19 protein-coding genes are annotated in these 20723 nt (G+C 40.1%); 5 read left to right on the top strand and 14 right to left on the bottom strand.

Annotation, left to right across the window (positions count from 1 at the left end; translation table 11 throughout):
* Positions 1 to 177 precede the first annotated feature (177 nt).
* Positions 178 to 843: a LiaF domain-containing protein gene (locus RB215_RS01610; RefSeq protein WP_306287613.1), complete on the top strand. Its 666-nt coding sequence runs from the start codon at positions 178 to 180 to the stop codon at positions 841 to 843.
* Positions 844 to 916: 73 nt separating this feature from the next.
* Here the strand turns inward: RB215_RS01610 and RB215_RS01605 are convergent, their stop codons facing one another.
* Together RB215_RS01605 and RB215_RS01600 are read right to left on the bottom strand one after the other, a co-directional pair.
* Positions 917 to 1531, bottom strand: a complete 615-nt coding sequence (locus RB215_RS01605; RefSeq protein WP_309216720.1) for a transposase — start codon at positions 1529 to 1531, stop codon at positions 917 to 919.
* A complete protein-coding gene (locus RB215_RS01600; protein ID WP_309216719.1) occupies positions 1507 to 2142 on the bottom strand; it encodes a transposase in 636 nt (211 codons plus the stop codon). The genes RB215_RS01605 and RB215_RS01600 overlap by 25 nt, the downstream gene beginning before the upstream one ends.
* Positions 2143 to 2180: 38 nt before the next feature.
* Between RB215_RS01600 and tnpA the strand changes: the two genes are divergently transcribed.
* Entirely contained in the window at positions 2181 to 2576 is a 396-nt protein-coding gene (gene tnpA, locus RB215_RS01595; RefSeq protein WP_306287615.1) for an IS200/IS605 family transposase, read from the top strand.
* 324 nt (positions 2577 to 2900) lie between these two features.
* Entirely contained in the window at positions 2901 to 3704 is an 804-nt protein-coding gene (gene suhB, locus RB215_RS01590; RefSeq protein WP_011327036.1) for an inositol-1-monophosphatase, read from the top strand.
* Between the two features lie 71 nt (positions 3705 to 3775).
* On the opposite strand, the gene RB215_RS01585 is transcribed toward suhB, so the two are convergent.
* The 6 genes from RB215_RS01585 to queA all read right to left on the bottom strand — a co-directional run bounded on the left by RB215_RS01585 (position 3776) and on the right by queA (position 11185).
* Positions 3776 to 5554, bottom strand: a complete 1779-nt coding sequence (locus tag RB215_RS01585) for a GGDEF domain-containing protein (protein ID WP_375144243.1) — start codon at positions 5552 to 5554, stop codon at positions 3776 to 3778.
* A gap of 123 nt (positions 5555 to 5677) precedes the next feature.
* Positions 5678 to 6625, bottom strand: a complete 948-nt coding sequence (gene secF / locus RB215_RS01580; RefSeq protein WP_011327035.1) for a protein translocase subunit SecF — start codon at positions 6623 to 6625, stop codon at positions 5678 to 5680.
* A 9-nt stretch (positions 6626 to 6634) separates the two neighbouring features.
* Positions 6635 to 8494, bottom strand: coding sequence for a protein translocase subunit SecD (gene secD / locus RB215_RS01575; RefSeq protein WP_011327034.1), 1860 nt, complete (start codon positions 8492 to 8494; stop codon positions 6635 to 6637).
* 19 nt (positions 8495 to 8513) lie between these two features.
* A complete protein-coding gene (yajC, locus tag RB215_RS01570) occupies positions 8514 to 8849 on the bottom strand; it encodes a preprotein translocase subunit YajC (RefSeq protein ID WP_011327033.1) in 336 nt (111 codons plus the stop codon).
* A gap of 26 nt (positions 8850 to 8875) precedes the next feature.
* The gene (gene tgt / locus RB215_RS01565) at positions 8876 to 10003 is read right to left on the bottom strand and encodes a tRNA guanosine(34) transglycosylase Tgt (RefSeq protein WP_011327032.1); all 1128 of its coding nucleotides are present in this window, start codon (positions 10001 to 10003) and stop codon (positions 8876 to 8878) included.
* A gap of 150 nt (positions 10004 to 10153) precedes the next feature.
* A complete protein-coding gene (queA, locus tag RB215_RS01560; RefSeq protein ID WP_306287616.1) occupies positions 10154 to 11185 on the bottom strand; it encodes a tRNA preQ1(34) S-adenosylmethionine ribosyltransferase-isomerase QueA in 1032 nt (343 codons plus the stop codon).
* A gap of 200 nt (positions 11186 to 11385) precedes the next feature.
* On the opposite strand from queA, the gene RB215_RS01555 reads away from it, so the two are divergent.
* Together RB215_RS01555 and RB215_RS01550 are read left to right on the top strand one after the other, a co-directional pair.
* Positions 11386 to 13917, top strand: a complete 2532-nt coding sequence (locus RB215_RS01555; RefSeq protein WP_182677001.1) for an EAL domain-containing protein — start codon at positions 11386 to 11388, stop codon at positions 13915 to 13917.
* A gap of 189 nt (positions 13918 to 14106) precedes the next feature.
* Positions 14107 to 14319 carry a hypothetical protein gene (locus RB215_RS01550; RefSeq protein ID WP_011327029.1) on the top strand — a complete coding sequence of 71 codons (213 nt, stop codon included), beginning with the start codon at positions 14107 to 14109 and terminating at the stop codon, positions 14317 to 14319.
* On the opposite strand, the gene RB215_RS01545 is transcribed toward RB215_RS01550, so the two are convergent.
* The 6 genes from RB215_RS01545 to pstA all read right to left on the bottom strand — a co-directional run bounded on the left by RB215_RS01545 (position 14316) and on the right by pstA (position 20714).
* Positions 14316 to 15254 (bottom strand): hydrogen peroxide-inducible genes activator, encoded by a 939-nt coding sequence (locus RB215_RS01545; protein ID WP_086994795.1) that lies wholly within the window; start codon positions 15252 to 15254, stop codon positions 14316 to 14318. The two genes, RB215_RS01550 and RB215_RS01545, sit on opposite strands and share 4 nt — an antisense overlap.
* Before the next feature lie 82 nt (positions 15255 to 15336).
* A complete protein-coding gene (locus RB215_RS01540) occupies positions 15337 to 16605 on the bottom strand; it encodes an inorganic phosphate transporter (protein WP_041454322.1) in 1269 nt (422 codons plus the stop codon).
* 39 nt (positions 16606 to 16644) lie between these two features.
* Positions 16645 to 17322, bottom strand: a complete 678-nt coding sequence (locus tag RB215_RS01535; protein WP_011327026.1) for a TIGR00153 family protein — start codon at positions 17320 to 17322, stop codon at positions 16645 to 16647.
* Positions 17323 to 17470: 148 nt separating this feature from the next.
* Positions 17471 to 18172, bottom strand: a complete 702-nt coding sequence (phoU, locus tag RB215_RS01530; RefSeq protein ID WP_011327025.1) for a phosphate signaling complex protein PhoU — start codon at positions 18170 to 18172, stop codon at positions 17471 to 17473.
* A 42-nt stretch (positions 18173 to 18214) separates the two neighbouring features.
* Positions 18215 to 19042, bottom strand: a complete 828-nt coding sequence (pstB, locus tag RB215_RS01525; RefSeq protein ID WP_011327024.1) for a phosphate ABC transporter ATP-binding protein PstB — start codon at positions 19040 to 19042, stop codon at positions 18215 to 18217.
* A gap of 22 nt (positions 19043 to 19064) precedes the next feature.
* Positions 19065 to 20714, bottom strand: a complete 1650-nt coding sequence (gene pstA, locus RB215_RS01520; RefSeq protein ID WP_011327023.1) for a phosphate ABC transporter permease PstA — start codon at positions 20712 to 20714, stop codon at positions 19065 to 19067.
* Positions 20715 to 20723: the final 9 nt, after the last annotated feature.

The following is a 20723-nucleotide window of genomic DNA, read 5'->3' as shown; positions in this document are numbered from 1 at the left end:
CGGTAAAAAGTTCTCAGTAGTGAAAATAACTAGATAATTACCATTTTGGTTAATGGATCGTTAATATAACAAAGTCACAAATAGGCTAAAAACATAACAAGCTGATTAATAACAATAATATTTTTGGTATATGCTTTGCTTATATAGTGACAATAGTAAAATAAAAGGAATACCCTAATGAGCGTAAAAATAACAGACCGCCCGCAAGAGCAAGTGCGCGAAGAAGTGATTGATCAACTAATTTATAATTACAGCCACGGAGTTATTTCTGTAGAAGCATTTGAAAGGCGTTTAGATGAGGCAATGGCTACAAATAATAATGAAGTCCTTGTTAGCTTAGTTGAGGATTTAACCCTTAATACTGATCAGCAATATAATGCCCAAAAACATTCGCAATTTTCACCCAATTACAGCGCTCAGCAATTTAGCCAGAGTGACTTTACATTACGCAGTATTTTAGGCTCCAATGAAAGAAGTGGCCAGTGGATTGTGCCTAAAAATATTTACCTGGCTAACTTTATGGGCTCGGTAGTACTTGATTTTACCGATGCTATTTTTACCCACCAAGAGATAACGATTCATGTTAACTGTATTTTTGGCAGTGATGAAATATACGTACCAGAACACGTTAATGTAGTATCAAAAATGTTTAGCATTATTAGTAGTGTTGAAAATAAAACAGTGGCACTTAACAAGCATCAAGGCCCGACCATCCATATTGAGGGAAAGGCTATTATGGGCTCGGTAGAAATAAAGATTAAGCGCACCATTAAAGAAAAATTTATTAGCTTTGCTAACCAATTAAAAACCCAACTTGGTGGTAAAAGTGGTACTCCAATGTGATGAACTACCTGTGAACTACCCATCGACGCCACTCCGTGTCGTTCAATGGGCTTCTACAGCCTTGACTTAGAGACTAGGCTGCTTCTTTTTTCTCAGTTCCAACAGCAAACTTCGATAGCTCGAAGACTTTCGTTTTAATGGCTGATTTCTGCTGAGATGTGGGGGTAACCCTTGCGACGATCCCAGCCGCAATCAAATCTAATTCACCTGTTTTTGCTATGCTTTTAGCCGCTGACAAGTCTCGGTTTTGGTTAGTTTCACAAGCCGTACATGTGAAATATCTGTCGTTCAATGTTAAAACATGATGCTGGCCGCATTCAGAACAAACCCCAGTGGATTTTTCAAACCTGCCAATCTCGTGATATAGTTTACCTTCAAGCTCAGTTTTGTATTTTGAAAGCTGAGTAATTAAGCCCATCACATTGTCGGCAACCATGCTGCCATTGAACTTTTGCATCCCTTTTACGTTTAAATCTTCGAACACTAAAATGTCATTTTCATTGGTTATCTGGCGTGAAATTTTGTGTGCAAAGTCGAGCCTTTGCCGTGAGATTTTGCCGTGTAATTTGTTGATGCGTTGTTTGGTTTTTTGCCAGCGATTTGAACCTTTAGATCGGCGTGCAAGCTGGCGTTGCAATTGATTTAACTTTGTTTTTGACTGCTTTAAAAACTTGGGGTTATCGACCACAAAACCATCTGAGCCAACAACAGTTTGCTTTGAGTTAATGTCAAAACCTGTGATTTTTTTAAAACTTGTTTAGCTGTTTTGCACCCAACTTCCTGAGTGATGCTGCATCCCCATTTTCCGTGGTGATACTGGATAGTTACAGTCTTGATTTTACTTGCTAGTTTGCGATGCAAGATAATGGGTATCTTGCCTACCTTTGGGATACTGATAGCGCCATTTTCAATGCGGATACAGTTCGAGTTATTGACCGCTCGAAAACTATCGTTGTGAAGTTTTTTCTTTTTATATGAGATCTTGTGCTTTGGAAAGCGTTGCAAGCGACCTTTAGTAAAAACATTCTTGAGCGCTAATTCCAGGTCGCGGGCAACTTGTTGAGCTGCCGCAGAATCGAATGCTTTGATCCAGTTAAACTCTTCGAACGTCTTGATATCTTTAAGTAGTGAGGCCATGTCTTTGTAAAACAAAAACGTTTTATCGTGCTCGTATCGACGCATGTTCTCAGACAACAATAAGTTCCAAATGCCACGCGCTGTCGCGCCAAACTCAACGAGTTTAGCTTCTTGCTCTGGCGTAGGATTTAGCCTGTAGTTGTATCTAAGCGTCTTTTTCATACACTGTATAGACTACTGTATGAAAATGAGTTGTCAAGATGGAATATGACACTAAATCTCACTGTAAATATTTAATAGCACTACATTTAATACTTGTGGTTAAATATAGAAAACAATTGTTAAAAGGTGATGTAGGTGATTTTGTAAAACAAAAAATCACTAAAATTGCAGAGCGCTCAGAATTTAATATCGAAGAGATCGAGGTGGTCAAAGATCATATACACATATTGCTAACGATTTCTCCCAATATCAGCGTTGCGAGTTACGTTAGGAGAATTAAACAATCTACAACGCAAAGTCTATGGTCGAGATTTAAATGGTTTAAAAAGCAATTCTGGGTTAAAAAGACATTTTGGTCTGACGGATATTTTGTTTGCTCTGTTGGAAATGCGGCTGCTGATACAATTCGAAAATACATTCAAGAGCAGGGCTAACTATTCCGATTCATCCCATCGACGCCGCTTCGCGTCGATCAATGGGTTTTCTCGGAAAATTTCGATAAAAGCATGTTCATAGCTTTTAACTTGGGCCCAGGTTAAAGAGTAAAAAACATGCTAAATTTTTAAAGCACTAGAACACATTTAAAAAGTGCTTTGCAGATTCATCAATGCTGAATTTGTATAAAATGCCCTGCACATCAAGTGAGTACAAAAAACAAACAAAAGTATTTAGGCTTTGTTGTTTACTTTATGGCAAAAGTCGCTAAAATACGCCAGCTAAAATATATAAACGTTCTTTTACAACCCAAAGGTAATACCATGCATCCAATGTTAAACATTGCGGTTCGCGCTGCGCGTAACGCAGGCAAAATTATACTTCGTGCAAGTGAAGATTTATCAAAAGTTGAAGTTCAACAAAAAGGCACTAACGATTTAGTGACTAACATTGATAAAGAAGCTGAAGCTATAATTCGCGACACCATTTTACGCTCTTACCCTGATCACTGCATTGTTGGTGAAGAATTAGGCGAGCATAAAGGTAAGGATGCAGATTACCAATGGATTGTTGACCCGCTTGATGGCACAACTAACTTCATCAAGGGTATTCCTCATTTTGCGGTTTCTATCGCACTTAAAGTAAAAGGTCGTTTAGACCAAGCCGTTATTTATGATCCAATTCGTGGTGAGCTTTTCACTGCCTCTCGTGGTCAAGGCGCACAACTTAACAGCAAACGTTTACGCGTTTCTAAAACAGTTGATTTAGGCGGTTCAATCTTAGCTACAGGCTTCCCTTTCAAGCAAAAACAACACCTAGATGCATACACAGAAGCGTTTAAAGCTTTATTCATACATACTGCTGATATCCGTCGTGCGGGCTCTGCTGCGCTAGACATGGCTTATGTGGCTGCTGGACGCGTTGATGGCTTTTTCGAAATTGGTTTAAAACCTTGGGATACTGCTGCAGGCGAGCTATTAGTAAAAGAAGCAGGCGGCATGGTTGTAGATTTTGCTGGCGGCGTAAACTATAACAATAGTGGTAACATTATCTGTGGCGCACCTAAGCTAACTCAAGCAATAATTCGCGAAATTCGCCCTGTATTAACTGAGTCATTACTTCGTTAATAAAAACTGCATGGTTTAAAAAAGGAGCTTAGGCTCCTTTTTTGTTGTCTGCAAAAAATTATTTATGACGATTAAACTGCTTGTTTTTCTAACCTAGCAACCACACTACTTGGCTTACTACGCCGACATAAAAACAAATGGCTATGAGCAAAGCGCTTTGCTGATTTTTTAGCATTACTTGCCAATGCTGCAACCTGATGGCTATTCTTATAATGGTGTAAATCGGGAGTAACTAAGCCTATTGCCAGTGTTACTAATGGCACAAATTGTGGCTTCCCTTCTCTATTTGCACTCCAATATCCCTTATTTTTAATATGTTCGGAACTAAAAAACACCTGTGATTCTATTTCAAATTGGCGAATAATATGCTCGAACACTGCGACAGCATTATTATCATCAAATAGCACCATAAAGTCATCGCCGCCAATATGGCCAACAAAACTGTTTGTATTACTACACGCCTGCATCGTAATATTTGCTAATAGTTTAATTACACTATCGCCGCTAGCATAACCAAACAAATCATTAAACTGTTTAAAATGGTTCAAATCTAAATACGCCAATGAAAACGCCTTTTGTGTAGCTAAACGCCGCTCTATGGCATCGTTAAGAGCTAGATTACCGGGTAACATAGTTAATGGGTTAGCGTGCTGCGCATGACGAATTTTTTCATCTGTTATATGTTTTAATATGTCGCGTACTGGCACAATGCCTAAATACTGCTGCCCTCGGGTGATCACTATATGGCGGCGAATATCAAAGTCGCATTCGGTAATTTGCTGACTAACGTTATCTAGCAGCTGGTTTTCATCTACCACTAGCGGTTGCCTGTCCATTACTACAGTGGCCGCACGCTTGTCATACAAAGCATGGCCATAGGCCGCTGCAAACACTTCACTAAGTTGCTCTTTGTGGAGCAAGCCAATTGGCTGACACTGCGAATTAATTACCACTAGGCTGGCAATTGATTTATCTCGTTCAAATAGCGCATGGGCGTCTTTACAACTGGTTTCGCTATCAATAGTTTGCTGCGCTACTGCAAGCCAACCAATAGCCATAGAGTTATTTAACTGGTTTGTATTTGCGGCAAAGCTCAGTGCTTGAATTTGCCTTGCTGAAAGCACATAACTTGGTTTATTACTTGGTCGTTCAAGTAAAAACCCTTGCACATAGTTGATACCCATTCCTTCTAACACAGTTAGCTCTTCTGCTCGCTCAATTCCCTCTGCAATCACTGTCGTATTGGTTACTTTTGCCAGAGCTGTTATTAACTTTAAAAACTCTTTTTTAACCACACTTTTATCGCAATGATCGATAAAATAACGATCGATTTTGACAAAGTCTGGGCATAACTCCGACCATTGCTTTAACCCAGAATACCCCGTACCTAAGTCATCAATTGCAATAGTGAAGCCTAAAGAGCGGTAATGTGCCATGGTTTTTTGTAGTAAAAACTCATCCTCGACTCTTTCTTGCTCTGTTACCTCTATCACCACCCGATGAGCTGCTAAACCAAACTGCTTAATGAGATGCAGTGTTTCGCCTTTAGGATGACTTGGGTCGAGTAACGTTTTAGGACTAACATTTAAAAATAGTTTGCCCTGCAGCTTCAAATGCACAAAGTTCTCAATAGCTTTAGAGCGGCACAGTAGCTCAAGCTCTGAAATAAGACCATATTGATGAGCCACCTGAAACAGTGTATTAGGCATTTCTAAACAGCTATTTTTAGGCCCTCTGCTGAGTGCTTCATAACCGAGAATGGTCTGCCTGCTAATATCAAAAAGCGGCTGAAACAAGGTGGTAATTGTGCCATTTTCTAAAATTTCATTTAATAATTTACGCTGCTTCATTATTGCTAAGCTCTATTACGATTTACTCAAGGTAAAGTAGCAAGCGAATATGACATTTTTATGGCAATCTGCAGGCAATAAAAAACCGCCCAGATGGGCGGTTAATATCGGCTTACAAATCTATTACGGCATAGCGTCTAGATCAGCACCTTCTTTTTCAATCACTTCTGGTATTAAATCTTCTTTACTTACGCCAAGTGCAATAGCAACTGAGCTGGCAACGTAAATAGATGAATAAGTACCAATAAACACACCAAATAACAATGCTGTAGCAAAGCCATGAATGGTTTGACCGCCCCAAATAAACAAGGCAATTAATACTAAAATAGTGGTAATTGACGTTACTAAGGTACGATTAAGCGTTTGTGTTAAAGAAATATCGATAATTTCTATCGTGTCATCAATACGTACTTTGCGGAAGTTTTCACGAATACGGTCAGATACTACAATGGTATCGTTTAGCGAGTAACCTATTACCGCTAATATAGCCGCTAATATGGTTAAATCGAACTCTAAACCTAATACCGAAAATAAGCCAACGGTAATAATAACATCGTGAATTAAGCCGCTTACTGCGCCTACTGCAAAACGCCATTCAAAGCGAAACGCTACATAAATCAAGATACAAATAAGCGCAGTTAACATGGCCAGGCCACCCTGCTCTTTTAGGTCTTCACCTACGCTTGGGCCAACAAACTCAATACGGCGCATTACTACGCTTTCGTCTGCTAGCTTTAATGCAGCAATAACTTGGTTACCAATAACTTCAGCTTTTACGTCATCGCCGCGCGGCGCTAAACGAACTAAAATTTCTTGGCTTGAACCAAACAATTGTACCGATGCATCTGCAAAGCCATTTTCGGCAAGTACATTACGCACCTTTTTAAGATCTGCAGGTTGCGAAAAGCCAACTTCTACGGCAGTACCACCGGTAAAGTCTAAACCAAAGTTTAAGCCTTTAGTGAAAACCGATATAAATGCCGCTAAAATTAATAACGTTGAAAAACCCATTGCCACTTTACGAAGAGACATGAAACGTAGGGTTTTGCTACCCAATTTTAAAATTTGCATGGCTACTCCTTAAATTGAAAGTTTATCAACACGTTTACCGCCGATAAATAAGTTGATAATCGCACGTGTACCAACAATAGCTGTAAACATTGACGTTAAAATACCAATTGCTAACGTAACCGCAAAGCCTGCAATTGGGCCAGTGCCCACAGCAAACAAAATAACGGCAGCAATTAAGGTGGTAATATTGGCATCGAAAATAGTGCTAAATGCACTGTCATAACCAAAATGAACGGCTTGTTGAGGGCTACGGCCATCGGCCAGCTCTTCACGAATACGTTCAAAAATAAGTACGTTGGCATCAACCGCCATACCTACAGTTAGTACAATACCGGCAATACCAGGCAAAGTAAGCGTTGCGCCTGGAATTAACGACATAACACCAATAATAAGTACTAAGTTAGCAGCAAGCGCAAGGTTAGCAACCATGCCAAAGCCTTTGTAGTAAATAAGCATAAATGCAAGTACGAATGCAAAACCAAGTGCTACCGCGGTCATACCTGCTTCAATGTTTTCTTGCCCTAAGCTTGGCCCTACGGTGCGCTCTTCAACTATTTGAATTGGCGCTACAAGTGCACCAGCACGTAGTAATAAGCTTAAGTTATGTGCTTCTGCTGGGTTATCAATACCGGTAATACGGAACGAGCGATCAAGGCGTGCTTGAATAGTTGCTACGTTAATAACTTCTTCAACCTTAATAGGCGGAAGCGCTTTACCGTCGGCATCTTTTTTACCTGATGGTTTGTATTCAATAAATACCGTGGCCATGCGCTTACCAATAGCTCGCTTGGTAAAGGCATTCATTTTTGCCCCACCTTTGCTATCTAGCGTAATACTTACTTGCGGGCGTTGGTATTCATCGCTACCTGATTGCGCGCCAGTAATATGGCTACCTTCAAGAATAATACGTTTTTTAAGTACCACAGGGTAACCGTCACGGCTCATGATCATTTCAGTACCCGGTGGGATACGACCTTGAGCAGCAGCGCTAATATCGGCGTTTTCTTCTACTTCGCGAAACTCAAGTGTGGCCGTTGCGCCTAAAATCTCTTTAGCACGAGCAGTATCTTGAATGCCGGGTAGTTGCACAATAATTCGCTCAGCACCTTGGCGCTGTACGTTTGGCTCAGCAACACCAATTTGGTTAATACGGTTACGAATAATCGTTTCGTTTTGCTTGATAGCGTAATCACGAATTTCTTTGAGTTTTTGCTCACTCATAGTCGCATAAAATGCGTTATCGTTACTGCTATCATCTATGTATACATTTAATGGATACTGCGTTTTTAAGAAGCGCTCTGCAGCGTCTTTATCTTCTTCGCTGCGCATTTCTACACGCATACGATCAGAGCCCGCTACACGGCGAACACTGCGATAACGAAGTTTTTCTTCACGTAGGTCGCTACGAAAGTCTTCTTCCATTTGCTCAAGCTGGTTATCAACGGCTGTCGCCATGTCAATTTCCATGGTGAAATGCACACCACCACTTAAGTCTAGGCCTAGCTTCATTGGGTTGCCGCCAACCGCTTTTAACCAAGCTGGTTGCGCTGGAGCCATGTTTATAGCAGAAATGTAATCATCGCTAAGAGAGTTACGCAATAAATCTTGCGCTTTTAGCTGCTCTTCAACGTTTCTAAAGCGAACGAGTATTTGCCCATCTTCGAGTTTCGTTGATTTAACACTAACGTTATGTTTTTTGAGGGTTGCGTTTACTTTGTCTATTACACTGAGATCAACATCAGCACCTTTAGCGCCAGAAACTTGTATAGCCGGATCGCGACCATACAAGTTTGGAGAGGCGTATAAAAGGCCAACGGCTACCACAGCTAAAACAAGTAAATACTTCCAAAGTGGAAACTTGTTTAACACGGGGTCGTCCTTATTATTTTTATAGCGACTTCATTGTGCCTTTTGGCAATACCGCAGTTACGGCTGATTTTTGTACTGTTACTTCTGCTTGCTCGTTTAATGAGATAACAACAAAATCTTTATCATCTGCAATTTTTACTATTTTACCCACTAAACCGCCTTGGGTAAGTACTTCATCACCTTTAGCCATCGCGCTCATTAAGCTTTTATGCTCTTTAACACGCTTAGCTTGCGGGCGATAAATCAAAAAGTAAAAAACCAAACCGAAAATAGCTAACATTATTAGCATTTCCATTCCGCCACCGGCAGATGCAGAACCAGTACTTGCGTGGGCATTCGAAATAAATAAACTCATGATACTTCCTCTTTAATTTTTAAAATTTAATTTGTTATATCTGCAAGCTCTGGCACGTCTTGGCCACGGCGAGCATAAAAATCCTGAACGAACTCATCTAACTTACCTGCGCTAATTGCGTTACGTAAGCCTTCCATAACACGTTGATAATAACGTAAGTTATGAATAGTGTTTAATCGTGCGCCTAAAATTTCGTTACATTTATCAAGGTGATGTAAATAGGCACGTGAGTAGTTTCCACAGGTATGGCAATCACACTCAGGGTCAAGCGGGCCAGTATCTGTTTTATGTACTGCGTTACGTATTTTAACCACACCTGTGGTTATAAATAAATGACCATTACGAGCGTTACGGGTTGGCATAACACAGTCAAACATATCAATACCACGGCGTACCGACTCAACTAAGTCTTCTGGCTTACCTACACCCATTAAATAACGTGGTTTGTCTGCTGGCATTTTGTACGCGCAATGATCAAGAATATTGATCATTTCGTTTTTCGGCTCACCTACCGATAAACCACCTAATGCATAGCCATCAAAGCCTATTTCTTCAAGTCCGGCTTGCGATTGTGCACGTAACTCTGGGTACATACCACCTTGAATAATACCAAACAGTGCGGATGGGTTGTCGCCATGGCCTTCTTTTGAGCGTTTAGCCCAGCGAAGTGACAATTCCATTGAATCTTTAGCTTCTTTTTCGGTAGCAGGGTATGGTGTACATTCGTCAAAAATCATCACGATATCTGAACCCAAGTCGCGCTGTACTTGCATTGATGATTCTGGCGTCATCATAATTTTCTCGCCATTTACTGGGGAGCTAAATAATACGCCTTCTTCGGTAATTTTACGCATGGCACCTAGGCTGAACACCTGGAAGCCACCTGAGTCAGTTAGAATCGGGAAATCCCAATTCATAAACTTATGTAAACCACCATGTTGCTTAATGATTTCAGTGCCTGGGCGCAGCATTAGGTGAAACGTATTACCTAAACAAACTTGCGCGCCTGTTGCTTTTACTTCATCCGGTGTCATGCCTTTAACAGTACCGTAAGTACCTACAGGCATAAATGCTGGAGTTTCTATTACACCACGGTCAAAAATCAAGCGGCCGCGGCGTGCTTTACCGTCTGTAGTGTCTAATTCAAATTTCATATTGTCCTCAATGTCGGAAAAACAGTCCAACAAGCTATAATTTAACCGCTCGATTCTACCCTTTTTACTGCGTTAATACTATTAACTGCGGTAAATTCAATGCTGATTTAAAAGCAAATAGCCAGCTTAAACAAGTAAATTTTGTGGTGTTTATTTACGGGTTAAAAACATCGCATCGCCATAACTAAAAAAACGATACTGCTGCTCTATGGCGGTGTTATATGCGCCCATAATATTGTTTTGTCCGGCAAAGGCACTTACCAGCATAATAAGCGTTGACTCTGGTAAGTGAAAGTTCGTGATCATGGCATCAACCACATTAAATTGATAACCCGGATAAATAAATATATCGGTATCACCAAAGTAAGTATCTAACTTACCACCGTGTACTTTTGCTGCAGATTCTAGAGAGCGTACAGACGTTGTACCTATGGCAATAACACGCCCACCATTGGCTTTAGTGTTTGCTACAGCAGCAACCACATCATCTGGCACTTCTATGTATTCTGAGTGCATAATGTGCTCATCTACCGTGGCAACACGCACCGGTTGAAACGTCCCCGCTCCCACATGCAGTGTAACAAAAGCCATTTGTACGCCTTTATTTTTTAGTGCAGCCATTAACTTATCGTCAAAATGCAAACCGGCGGTAGGAGCCGCAACCGCTCCAGGCTTTTCGCCGTACACGGTTTGATAACGCTCACGATCAGCCTCGTTATCAGGGCGATCTATATACGGCGGTAATGGCATATGGCCAATATCATTTAATATATCGAGTACGTTTTGGCTATGCTCAAACTCCAGCTCAAATAAGGTATCGTGACGCGCAACCATGGTTGCTTTTGCCTTGCCTTCAAGAATTACTTCGTTGCCAGGCTTTAGCGATTTACTTGCGCGCACATGTGCCAGCACTCTATGCTCATCAAGCACACGCTCTACTAATACTTCAACTTTTCCGCCTGACGCTTTTTGACCAAACATACGGGCAGGTATTACTCGCGTGTTATTAAACACCAACAAGTCATTTTCGTTAACTAATTCAAGCAAATCACTAAATACTTTGTGCTCAACTACACCACTTGGGCCATCTAGGCTCAATAAGCGGCTACTTGTTCTGTCTTGCTTAGGAAAACGAGCAATTAATTCGTCGGGAAGGTCAAAGCTAAAATCAGCCACGCGCATAGTTGGTAATCCACATCATTTAAAGTCGCGCCAAGTGTATATCTATCGCTTATGAAGCTCAAGAAATCAGGTAAATTCTCATTAAATTACACTTGTTTTACTGCATTTATTATCATGCCGTAAATACGCTTGTCCTAAGCGGTAAATATCATTACTCTTACTCTTTTGAATAATCGTGATTTTTTAGGGGTACTCTAAACGTGGTAAATCAGCTTAAATTGCTAATATTAAACGCCAGCAGTGCTGAGCGTGGCACTATTCGAGCCACTTTAGAGAAATTAAATGTTTTTGAATTTATAGAAGTATCTGATAGCCAACAAGCTTTAAAAATATTAAAAAAACAAGCCGTTAATATAATTATTACTGGCCTTGATGTAGGTAAAATTGATGGCTGGCGCTTCTCAAGAATGATCCGCTCGGGCTTATTAAATACCCCTAAAAATACCCCAATCTTACTTATTCCCCCTATTTATTGTGAACGAATAGCTGAAACTACTGCCCGCAGCTACGGTATTGATGCAGTATTACCTTTTGAGCGCCAAGACATGCTGCCGCAAGTGCTGGCAAGTGTGCTCGCTAACCATTTAGAAAAAAGCAGCCGTTTAAACCTCTTACTGTTAGAGCCGACTAACACTAAAGCCAATGAAATCAGCAAGCCGTTACTGCTAAACTTTTCGATTACCCATGTCACCTCGAGCCAAGCCGCGCTTAATGCTTATAACCAGCAACAATTTGCAATTGTTTTACTTGATGCAACCGCTGCAAGAGCAGAAGAGTCGAGCGTGCTAGTATCTGAAATTTTACAACATAATCCTATGCAAGCAATTGTAACTATTATAGATAGTGATGATGCAGATTATGCGGAGCAGCTTTTACTTTCGGGTGTCACCGACTTTATACGTGCCCCATACGATCCGCCATTTTTAAATAAAGTATGCGACCATGCAGCGCGTCGCGAAGACTTTATGGTGAGCTACGCTGAATTTGCTAACAAAGTAGAGCAACTGAGCATAAGCGAAGTGCGATACCGAGATTTATTTTCTGCGCATCAACGTATTTTATTGCATTTAAATACTGTTGTTCTAGAACTTGATCAGCAAGGGCTTATTCGCTTTATCAACCCAGCGTGGGAAGCATTAAGTGGCTTTGGTGTTAAATCGACACTACAACAGCAATTAACTAATTTTTGTATTGCTGAATGCCAAGTAAAACTACAAGCAACAATAGACGACATTCTTTGTGGTGGTGAGTACAAACAACAAGTTGAAATAAGGCTACAACATAAAAATGGCAGCCAAATTTGGGTTGAATGTCGGCTGCAGCTCATACAAAACAGCCATAATAACGCCACTATTACCGCCACAATCGACAATATTCATGAACGTAAACAAGCGGAACTGCAGCTGCGCCATTTAGCACTTCACGATACGCTTACTGGCCTGCATAATCGCTATTACTTTGACCAACAGCTGAATCGTATTTGCCAACCTCAGCACACGCATTCTGATATTGAACACGCGCTTATTTATATCGATTTAGATCACTTTAAAATAATTAACGACAGTAAAGGCCATCAACAAGGCGATATTGTTTTAAAAGAAGTAGCGCAATTATTTATAACAAACATAAGTACCGAGCATTTAGTGTGTAGAGTTGGCGGCGACGAATTTGCTGTGATCCTCAAACATACCAACTTGCTTGACGCGCATTTAATTGCCGAAGGTATATGTAACGCAATTGAACAAAATCAATTTAAGTCTGAGGAGCAAATATACTCAATCAGTTGCTCAATTGGTTTAACTCAAATTACCGAAAAGAATTGCGACCCGAGCGAATGTTTAAAACAAGCTGATATTGCCCTGTATATCGCTAAAAATTTAGGTCGTAATTTAGTACATTGCTATGCAAAACAAGATGCCCATAACAATACGCTACAAACGGGTTTAGAGTGGGGTCATGGTATTCGCCAAGCGCTACAACAAGACAGCATTGAACTGCATTACCAACCAATTTGGGATTTTAGGCGCAATGAAGTTGCTTACTTTGAGGTGCTGCTGCGCTTAAAAATAAATGATGAACTAGTTTTTCCTAATCAATTTATTCCTTCATTAGAAATGCTAAACGATACTTTTTTAATGGATCAATGCGTTATTCGTAACACAATTGCTAATGTTGCCCTCTACCCAGAACTTAACCAAGTAGCTATAAATCTCTCTGCGCAGTCATTTTTAGATGAGCGTTTAGTGCCATTAATAGAGTCAAATTTAGCAAAGTATCAGGTTTTACCAACACAAATAATTTTTGAAATTACCGAATCTGCCAGCATTAACAACTTAGCAGCTACGCGTAAAATGATTGAAAAACTCAATATTTTAGGCTGTCACTTTTCGATTGACGATTTTGGCACCGGCTTCAGTACTTTTAACTACTTGAAACAACTGCCAGCACAGCATGTAAAAATTGATGGCTCGTTTGTTTGCGATATGCTCAACGACCCTATTGATTTAGCACTAGTAAAGGCCATTAACGACATTAGTCATTCACTCGATAAGCGCTCTGTGGCTGAATATGTAGAAACCGAAGAAGTATTTTTTGCATTAAAAGAAATTGGCGTTGACTACGGCCAAGGCTATTTTATAGCTCGCCCTATGCCTATTAAAGGTGTTAAAAGTGAACTTGAAAAGATTTTAAAAAATAAAACGTTTTACCAACAACTACCTAGCAAAAAATAAACAGCTGTAAACAAAATTAAGCTCTTTACTACTATCATAATTATCTTTCTCGGCTATACTTTACTTACAAATCAGCAAATGTCGCGCAATTAATACGATAAGCGCAAAAAAACATGACATTATAAATCAGCTCAAATAAGACGACAATTTGTTGGATGTTGGATGTTATTAGAGTTTAAGGAGGTAAATATGACACAGCTAGTTGTTTTATTACTACTTATGCATTTTGCAATTGCGTTTCAGTGTTACCGATATGCACACATTAAAGGTTATCCGGTTCGGGTATTTACTGTATTAGGGCTAGTGCCTTACTTTAATCTGGTTGTTTGGGTTTATTTACTTTTTTTACCTAAACTAGAACCATATGAAAGCCATAACCATGAAAACAAGCAGCTATCTTAGCTGCTTGTTGCTGTCTCTTTAGCAAAGTCTAAACTACATTGGTGTTTTAAAAACACCTCTAATTGCTGGCTGAACAATTTAAAGTCGCGAATTCGTCCGGTTGTTTTACGCCACAAAATACCAATTTCACGGTATGCCTCATTCGCCGATGGGGTTGCTAGCATATTTTTATTATCTAAAATGCCGGCATTAATCGCCATTTGCGGTAAAAAGGTCACCCCCAACTGATACTCCACCATGCTCAATAAAGTATGCAAGCTGGCTGCTTCAAACGGGTTTATGCAGCTGACACGGTTTAAATGACATGCACTAAGCGCGTGCCCGGTCATACAGTGCTCACGTTCTAGTAAGAACACGCTGGCGTCGGGTAATAAGTTAAAGTCTTGCACGTTCTTTGCTGGCGTGTAGTCTTTGTGATGTACCAAACTAAAATGATCTCTAGCTAACACCTGAGTATGAAACTTATCGGTTTGATACGGCAGTGCTAATAAGGCTAAATCTATCTGACCATGCTCTAATTTATCGAGTAACTTATCGCTAGTATCTTCTACTAATACCAGTTCTAAATCGCAAAATTCTTGCTTACAAAAGTGATACAAAGGCGCGGCAATAAAGCTCGCAATAGTAGGAATAACCCCTACGGTTAACTTACCACTCAGCGGCGTTAAAAAGCTTTTAGTGAGCTCTTTTAAACTGATTGTGTCGTGAATAATTTTGCGCGAACGTTCAACTACTTCCTCACCAATGGTGGTAAACATTAAACTGCGGTTTTCACGTTCAATAAGTTGGCAGCCTAGTGTTTCTTCTAAGTTTTGAATGGCTGTACTTAATGTTGATTGACCAATAAAGCACGCACTAGCAGCGCGGCCAAAATGTTGATATTGATGTACTGCAAGTAAATACTGCAGCTGTTTTATACTCGGAAGATTAGTCATTTTTTCTTTCCACAAATAAAAAGACCCCAACACCTAGGGCATTGAGATCTTTTCAAGCTAAAAGTCTTTAAGTACTTTTTTATTAAACCCCAAATGCGGTTCTTAGTACGTAGAAAATAACAATAGCAAGGCCTGCGCCCACTGGCAATGTAATTACCCAAGAAACTACAATGTTTCTAATAACACCCATGTTCAGTGCGGCAATACCGCGTGCCATACCTACACCCAACACCGCACCCACTAAGGTTTGCGTAGTTGAAATTGGTAAGCCTGTACCAGATGCAATTACAACAGTTGAAGCAGCAGCTAATTCAGCAGCAAAACCACGGCTAGGGGTTAAATGTGTGATCCCTTCGCCAATCGTTTTAATTACTTTTTTACCTAAAATAGCTAAACCGGCCACAATACCAAAACCACCTAGTGGTAATATCCACCAAGCAATAGCCGCTTGTTTTGCAATTTCACCGTTGTTTTCAACAATACTTACCACAGCCGCAAGAGGACCAATAGCATTAGCAACGTCGTTAGAACCATGAGCAAATGCCATACAACAAGCCGTTAAGACCATAAGTACTGCAAAAACTTTTTCAACGTTATTAAATTGCATTTTTTTATCGGCCTGAGGGTCGATTTTTAAACGTGAAATTGCAATTTTACCAATAAAGCCTACTACTACTGCAATCGCAATAGATAGACTAATACCTTCCACTGTGCCTAAGTTAATACCAATATGTTTTAAGCCTTTTTTAATTGTCACAAGTGACATAATAAAGCCAGCTAAGCCCATATAAATTGGCACGAAACGTTTAGCATTTTTAAGCGGAGTAGCCGTATCAAAAATAAGCTTTTGTGCGCTCATAAATATTAAGTAGGCAATAAAACCCGATATAGCAGGCGTTACTATCCAACTACCAACAATTCCTGCAACCTTGTTCCAATGAATCGCTTCACTGCCTACTGCAACTAAAGCAAAACCTATAATAGCGCCAATAATAGAGTGAGTAGTTGATACTGGCCATCCTAAGAATGATGCCATTAATAGCCAGGCGCCTGCTGCAAAAAGCGCAGAAATCATACCTAATATCATTAATTCAGGAATATCCATAAATGGCGTTGAATCAATAATGCCATTACGAATTGTCGATGTAACTTCGCCGCCGGCCAAGTAAGCACCTGCAAACTCAAAGATCATCGCGATAAAAATCGCTTGTTTAATCGTTAGCGCTTTAGAGCCTACTGATGTGCCCATTGCATTGGCAACATCATTTGCGCCAATACCATAAGCCATAAAAAAGCCAACTGCTGCGGCAATTAAAATTAATACCGTGCCGTAAGATGCAATGATATCCATTGTGTAACCTTAATCTATCGTTTTTGAACTGATTTTAAATTAACGAGCTAACATCAGCTCAAGACGTGATCCTACGCGCTCTGCAATATCTGCAAGCTCGCCAACCCATTCAATGATCTTATATAAAAACATCACATCAACCGGGTTTAACTCACCTTCTACTGCGCGTAGTTGGCGGCGTATTTTAATTTGCATTTCATCCGTGTCTTGTTCTATGGCATCCAATTCAACGAGCATTTTTTCAACCAAGGCCACTTCGCGACCTTTAAAACCTGTTTCTAATAACTCTTCTAACTCATTTATCGCATTAGATGCTTGTTTAGTAGCATCAACACAACGTGTTAAATAAGCTAAAAAGTCGATTTGAATTACTTTTGGTATGATCATCTCACGACCAATTACACGCCCTGCAATGTCTTTTGCTTTATTGGCAATTTTATCTTGCTGGGTTACTAATTCGAGCAGATCTGTACGCTCTACCGGCATAAATAATCCACGCGGTAGTTGTAAACGTATATTTCTTTTCATTTCATCGGCTTCACGTTCTAAATTACGAATGGTTAAACGTAGCTCTTCAGCTTGTTGCCATTCTTCTTTAAATACGTGATTAAAAAAAGGAATCAAAGCTTTACTAGCTTGATGAACCTTTCGAATATGTTCTTCCATTGGTTTGATAGGAGATTTTGCAAATACTCCTAGAAACGCGTTAGTTTGCATAACTGACCCTTAAATCAATTTAGTATGCTGTGCGGCATGAATTTTACAGTATTAAGCTCGATTGTGAACGCTTTTTATTGCTCAACCGCCAGCAAACTAAAAAAAAATTATAATTCGTCGTTGTAATAAAAAGGACTAATTAAAAAAATTATAAAGACTTTTCTATATCTTCTTGAGATGTATGACGAATATCTTTTCCATTAACAAAATAAATAATATATTCAGCAATATTTTGACACCGATCACCAATGCGTTCTAATGAACGAACTGACCACACTAAATCCATAATTTTTGGGATTGAGCGCGGGTCTTCCATCATATAGGTCATAATTTGACGAATAATGGCTTCGTACTCTCTATCAACTTTAGCATCCTCTTTGTGTACTTCAAATGCACGTTGTACGTCCATACGTGCAAATGCATCAAGTACATCGTGCAACATTTTTGATACTTGGCGTCCCATATTTTCAATATTTACTAATAAAGCCTGTTGGTCTTTAGTAAATGAATCTAATGCAACTTTAGCAATTCGCTTTGCTTCATCGCCTATACGCTCTAAATCAGCAATGGTTTTTGCAATAGCCACCACTAAACGCAAATCGCTTGCAGCAGGCTGACGCCTGGCAATAATTCGCGTACATTCTTCGTCAATACTTACTTCCATTGCATTAACTTTATAATCATTCTCTCGCACTTTTTGCGCAAGCATAGCATCATTTTGGCTCACTGCATCTAACGCACTGTTAAGCTGTTGCTCAACCAGCCCGCCCATACTAAGCACAAGGTTGCGTACGTTTTCTAATTCTTGATTAAAACGGCCAGAAATATGCTTATTAATGTTATGTTCCATCGTTATTATCCTATCAATATTGTACACATAATATCGGCTGAATTAGCCGTAACGACCGGTTATATAGTCTTCTGTTTTTTTCTTATTAGGCGTTGTAAATAAAGTATTGGTGTCTGAGTATTCAATTAGCTCCCCCATATACATAAACGCCGTTTGGTCAGAAACCCGGGCGGCCTGTTGCATATTATGGGTAACAATTACCACTGTAAACTTGCTCTTTAAATCGTTAATTAGCTCCTCTATTACTAAAGTAGAAATAGGGTCTAGTGCCGAGGTAGGTTCATCAAGCAGTAATACTTCTGGCGAAATAGCAATTGAGCGCGCAATAACTAAACGTTGCTGCTGTCCACCCGACAACCCAAAAGCGCTGTCGTGTAGCCTGTCTTTTACTTCATCCCACAGCGCTGCACCACGCAATGATTGCTCAACTACTTCATCTAATTTACGTTTGTCTTTAATACCTTGTAAGCGCAAACCATAAACCACATTTTCATAAATTGATTTAGGAAAAGGGTTAGGTCGCTGAAATACCATGCCTACGTTACGACGCAGCGCCGCTACATCAACGCTTTTATCGTAAATGTTTTGTCCATGTAGCAGTATTTCACCTTCTATGCGGCAAATATCAACTAAGTCGTTCATGCGGTTAATACACCGTAATAAGGTTGATTTACCACACCCCGACGGGCCAATAAAGGCTGTTACCTGGCCCTTTGGAATATTCATATTTACTTTACTCAGCGCTTGTTTATCGCCGTAGTAAAGATCGAGATCTTTAATCTCTAACGCTGTTTGCTCTGTGGTTAAATTGTCTAAGTCTAACTTCAAGCTGGTATTGGCTTGATTTACTTTTGGAGCGACTGAAATCATGTTTGTTACCTATTAAATCTTATTAAAGCTCAAGCGATCTGAATTTTTCACGTAAATGATTACGTATACCAATAGCGGTTATGTTGAGGGTAATAATTACCGACACTAATAAAAATGCCGTTGCATATACCAGCGGTCGCGCCGCTTCAACATTCGGGCTTTGAAAGCCAACATCGTAAATATGAAAACCTAAGTGCATAAACTTTCTGTCTAAGTGAAAGTATGGAAAGTTACCATCAAGCGGTAACGTAGGTGCCATTTTTACTACACCCACCAGCATTAATGGCGCTACTTCACCTGCTGCACGCGCAACAGCCAGTATTAAACCTGTCATAATTGCTGGGCTTGCCATAGGTATAACAATACGCCATAAGGTTTCTGCTTGTGTGGCACCAAGCGCTAATGATCCGTGGCGTACCGTACTTGGAATACGCGATAGTCCCTCTTCAGTGGAAACAATAACCACAGGCAAGGTAAGTATTGCCAGTGTTAAAGCCGACCACATAACACCTGGTGTACCAAATACCGGAGTAGGTGATGACTCAGGATAAAATAATTGGTCAAGGCTGCCACCTAGCATATAAACAAAAAAGCCTAAGCCAAATACACCATATACAATAGAAGGTACACCGGCTAGGTTAATTACCGCAATACGGATCATTTTAGTTACCGCATTTTTAGCCGCGTATTCATGCAAGTAAATTGCAGCAACCACCCCAAATGGCGTCACAATAACAGCCATTAGCATAACCATAAACACGGTACCAAATATGGCCGGAAATACGCCACCTTCGGTATTTGCTTCGCGAGGGTCATCTGATACAAACTTACCTAATTGGATAAAGTAATGGCCCAGTTTGGTTAAAAAGCTCATGTCGTTTGGAAACCACACATCTAATACTTGATACAATGGAATGGTGACTATTTCGCCGCGCATATCTTTAACCATAACTTGGTCGCGCTGTGCTTGTTTACGCAGTGCAAACAGTTGCTTTTCGAGCACCGCATACTCGGCACGTAGTTCTGCACGCGCCTCTGCAAGCTCTGCAACACGTTCGTCTGTAAGTTCATTATCAAGTAAGTAGGATTTTTCTTTTAGCCTTAGACGTTCCAGTTCATAGTTAATATGACCAATATCACCGTTTTGTAAATCAAGTGCTTCGTCGTTTAAATCAACTGCCCGTTCAACCAGCTTATGTAAATAGGCTACCTTATCGCCGGTAACAGGTTGTCCGTCTTCAATTACGCCTTCTACGTAGCCATAAAAATTACCATTTTTGCTACGCTCAAACACGGCAAGAGTGGTAGGCGTTGATTGGTTTTTTATGTCGGTGTTTAATATCCAACGAAAATCTAAATCTACATATTCACGGTTACCGGTTTTAATTAATAACCGCTCAAATTCTTCCCTATCATATGCCGAAACATCAACACCGGTTGCCGCTAAACGCGCTTTGGGTACTAATTCTCGATCGTAAATTTCACCAATAATAGTTTGTTTTGCAATTGAGCCTTCCAGCTCAAATTGCACTACTTCAGAAGGCCAGAAAAAGCTTAACCCTTTCCACGCTATCATAGCTAATAAACCAATTACTGAAATTAAGCTGATGCTCACCGCACCACCGGTCATCCAAATCCAAGGAGAACCAGACCTAAACCACTGCTTTACCATGTCGTGTTC

The sequence above is a fragment of the Pseudoalteromonas sp. HL-AS2 genome, from assembly GCF_031198805.1.
Classification (GTDB): Bacteria; Pseudomonadota; Gammaproteobacteria; order Enterobacterales; family Alteromonadaceae; genus Pseudoalteromonas; species Pseudoalteromonas nigrifaciens.
Note: the sequence above shows the minus strand (reverse complement) of the source record. Positions and strands in the feature narration are given on the sequence as shown.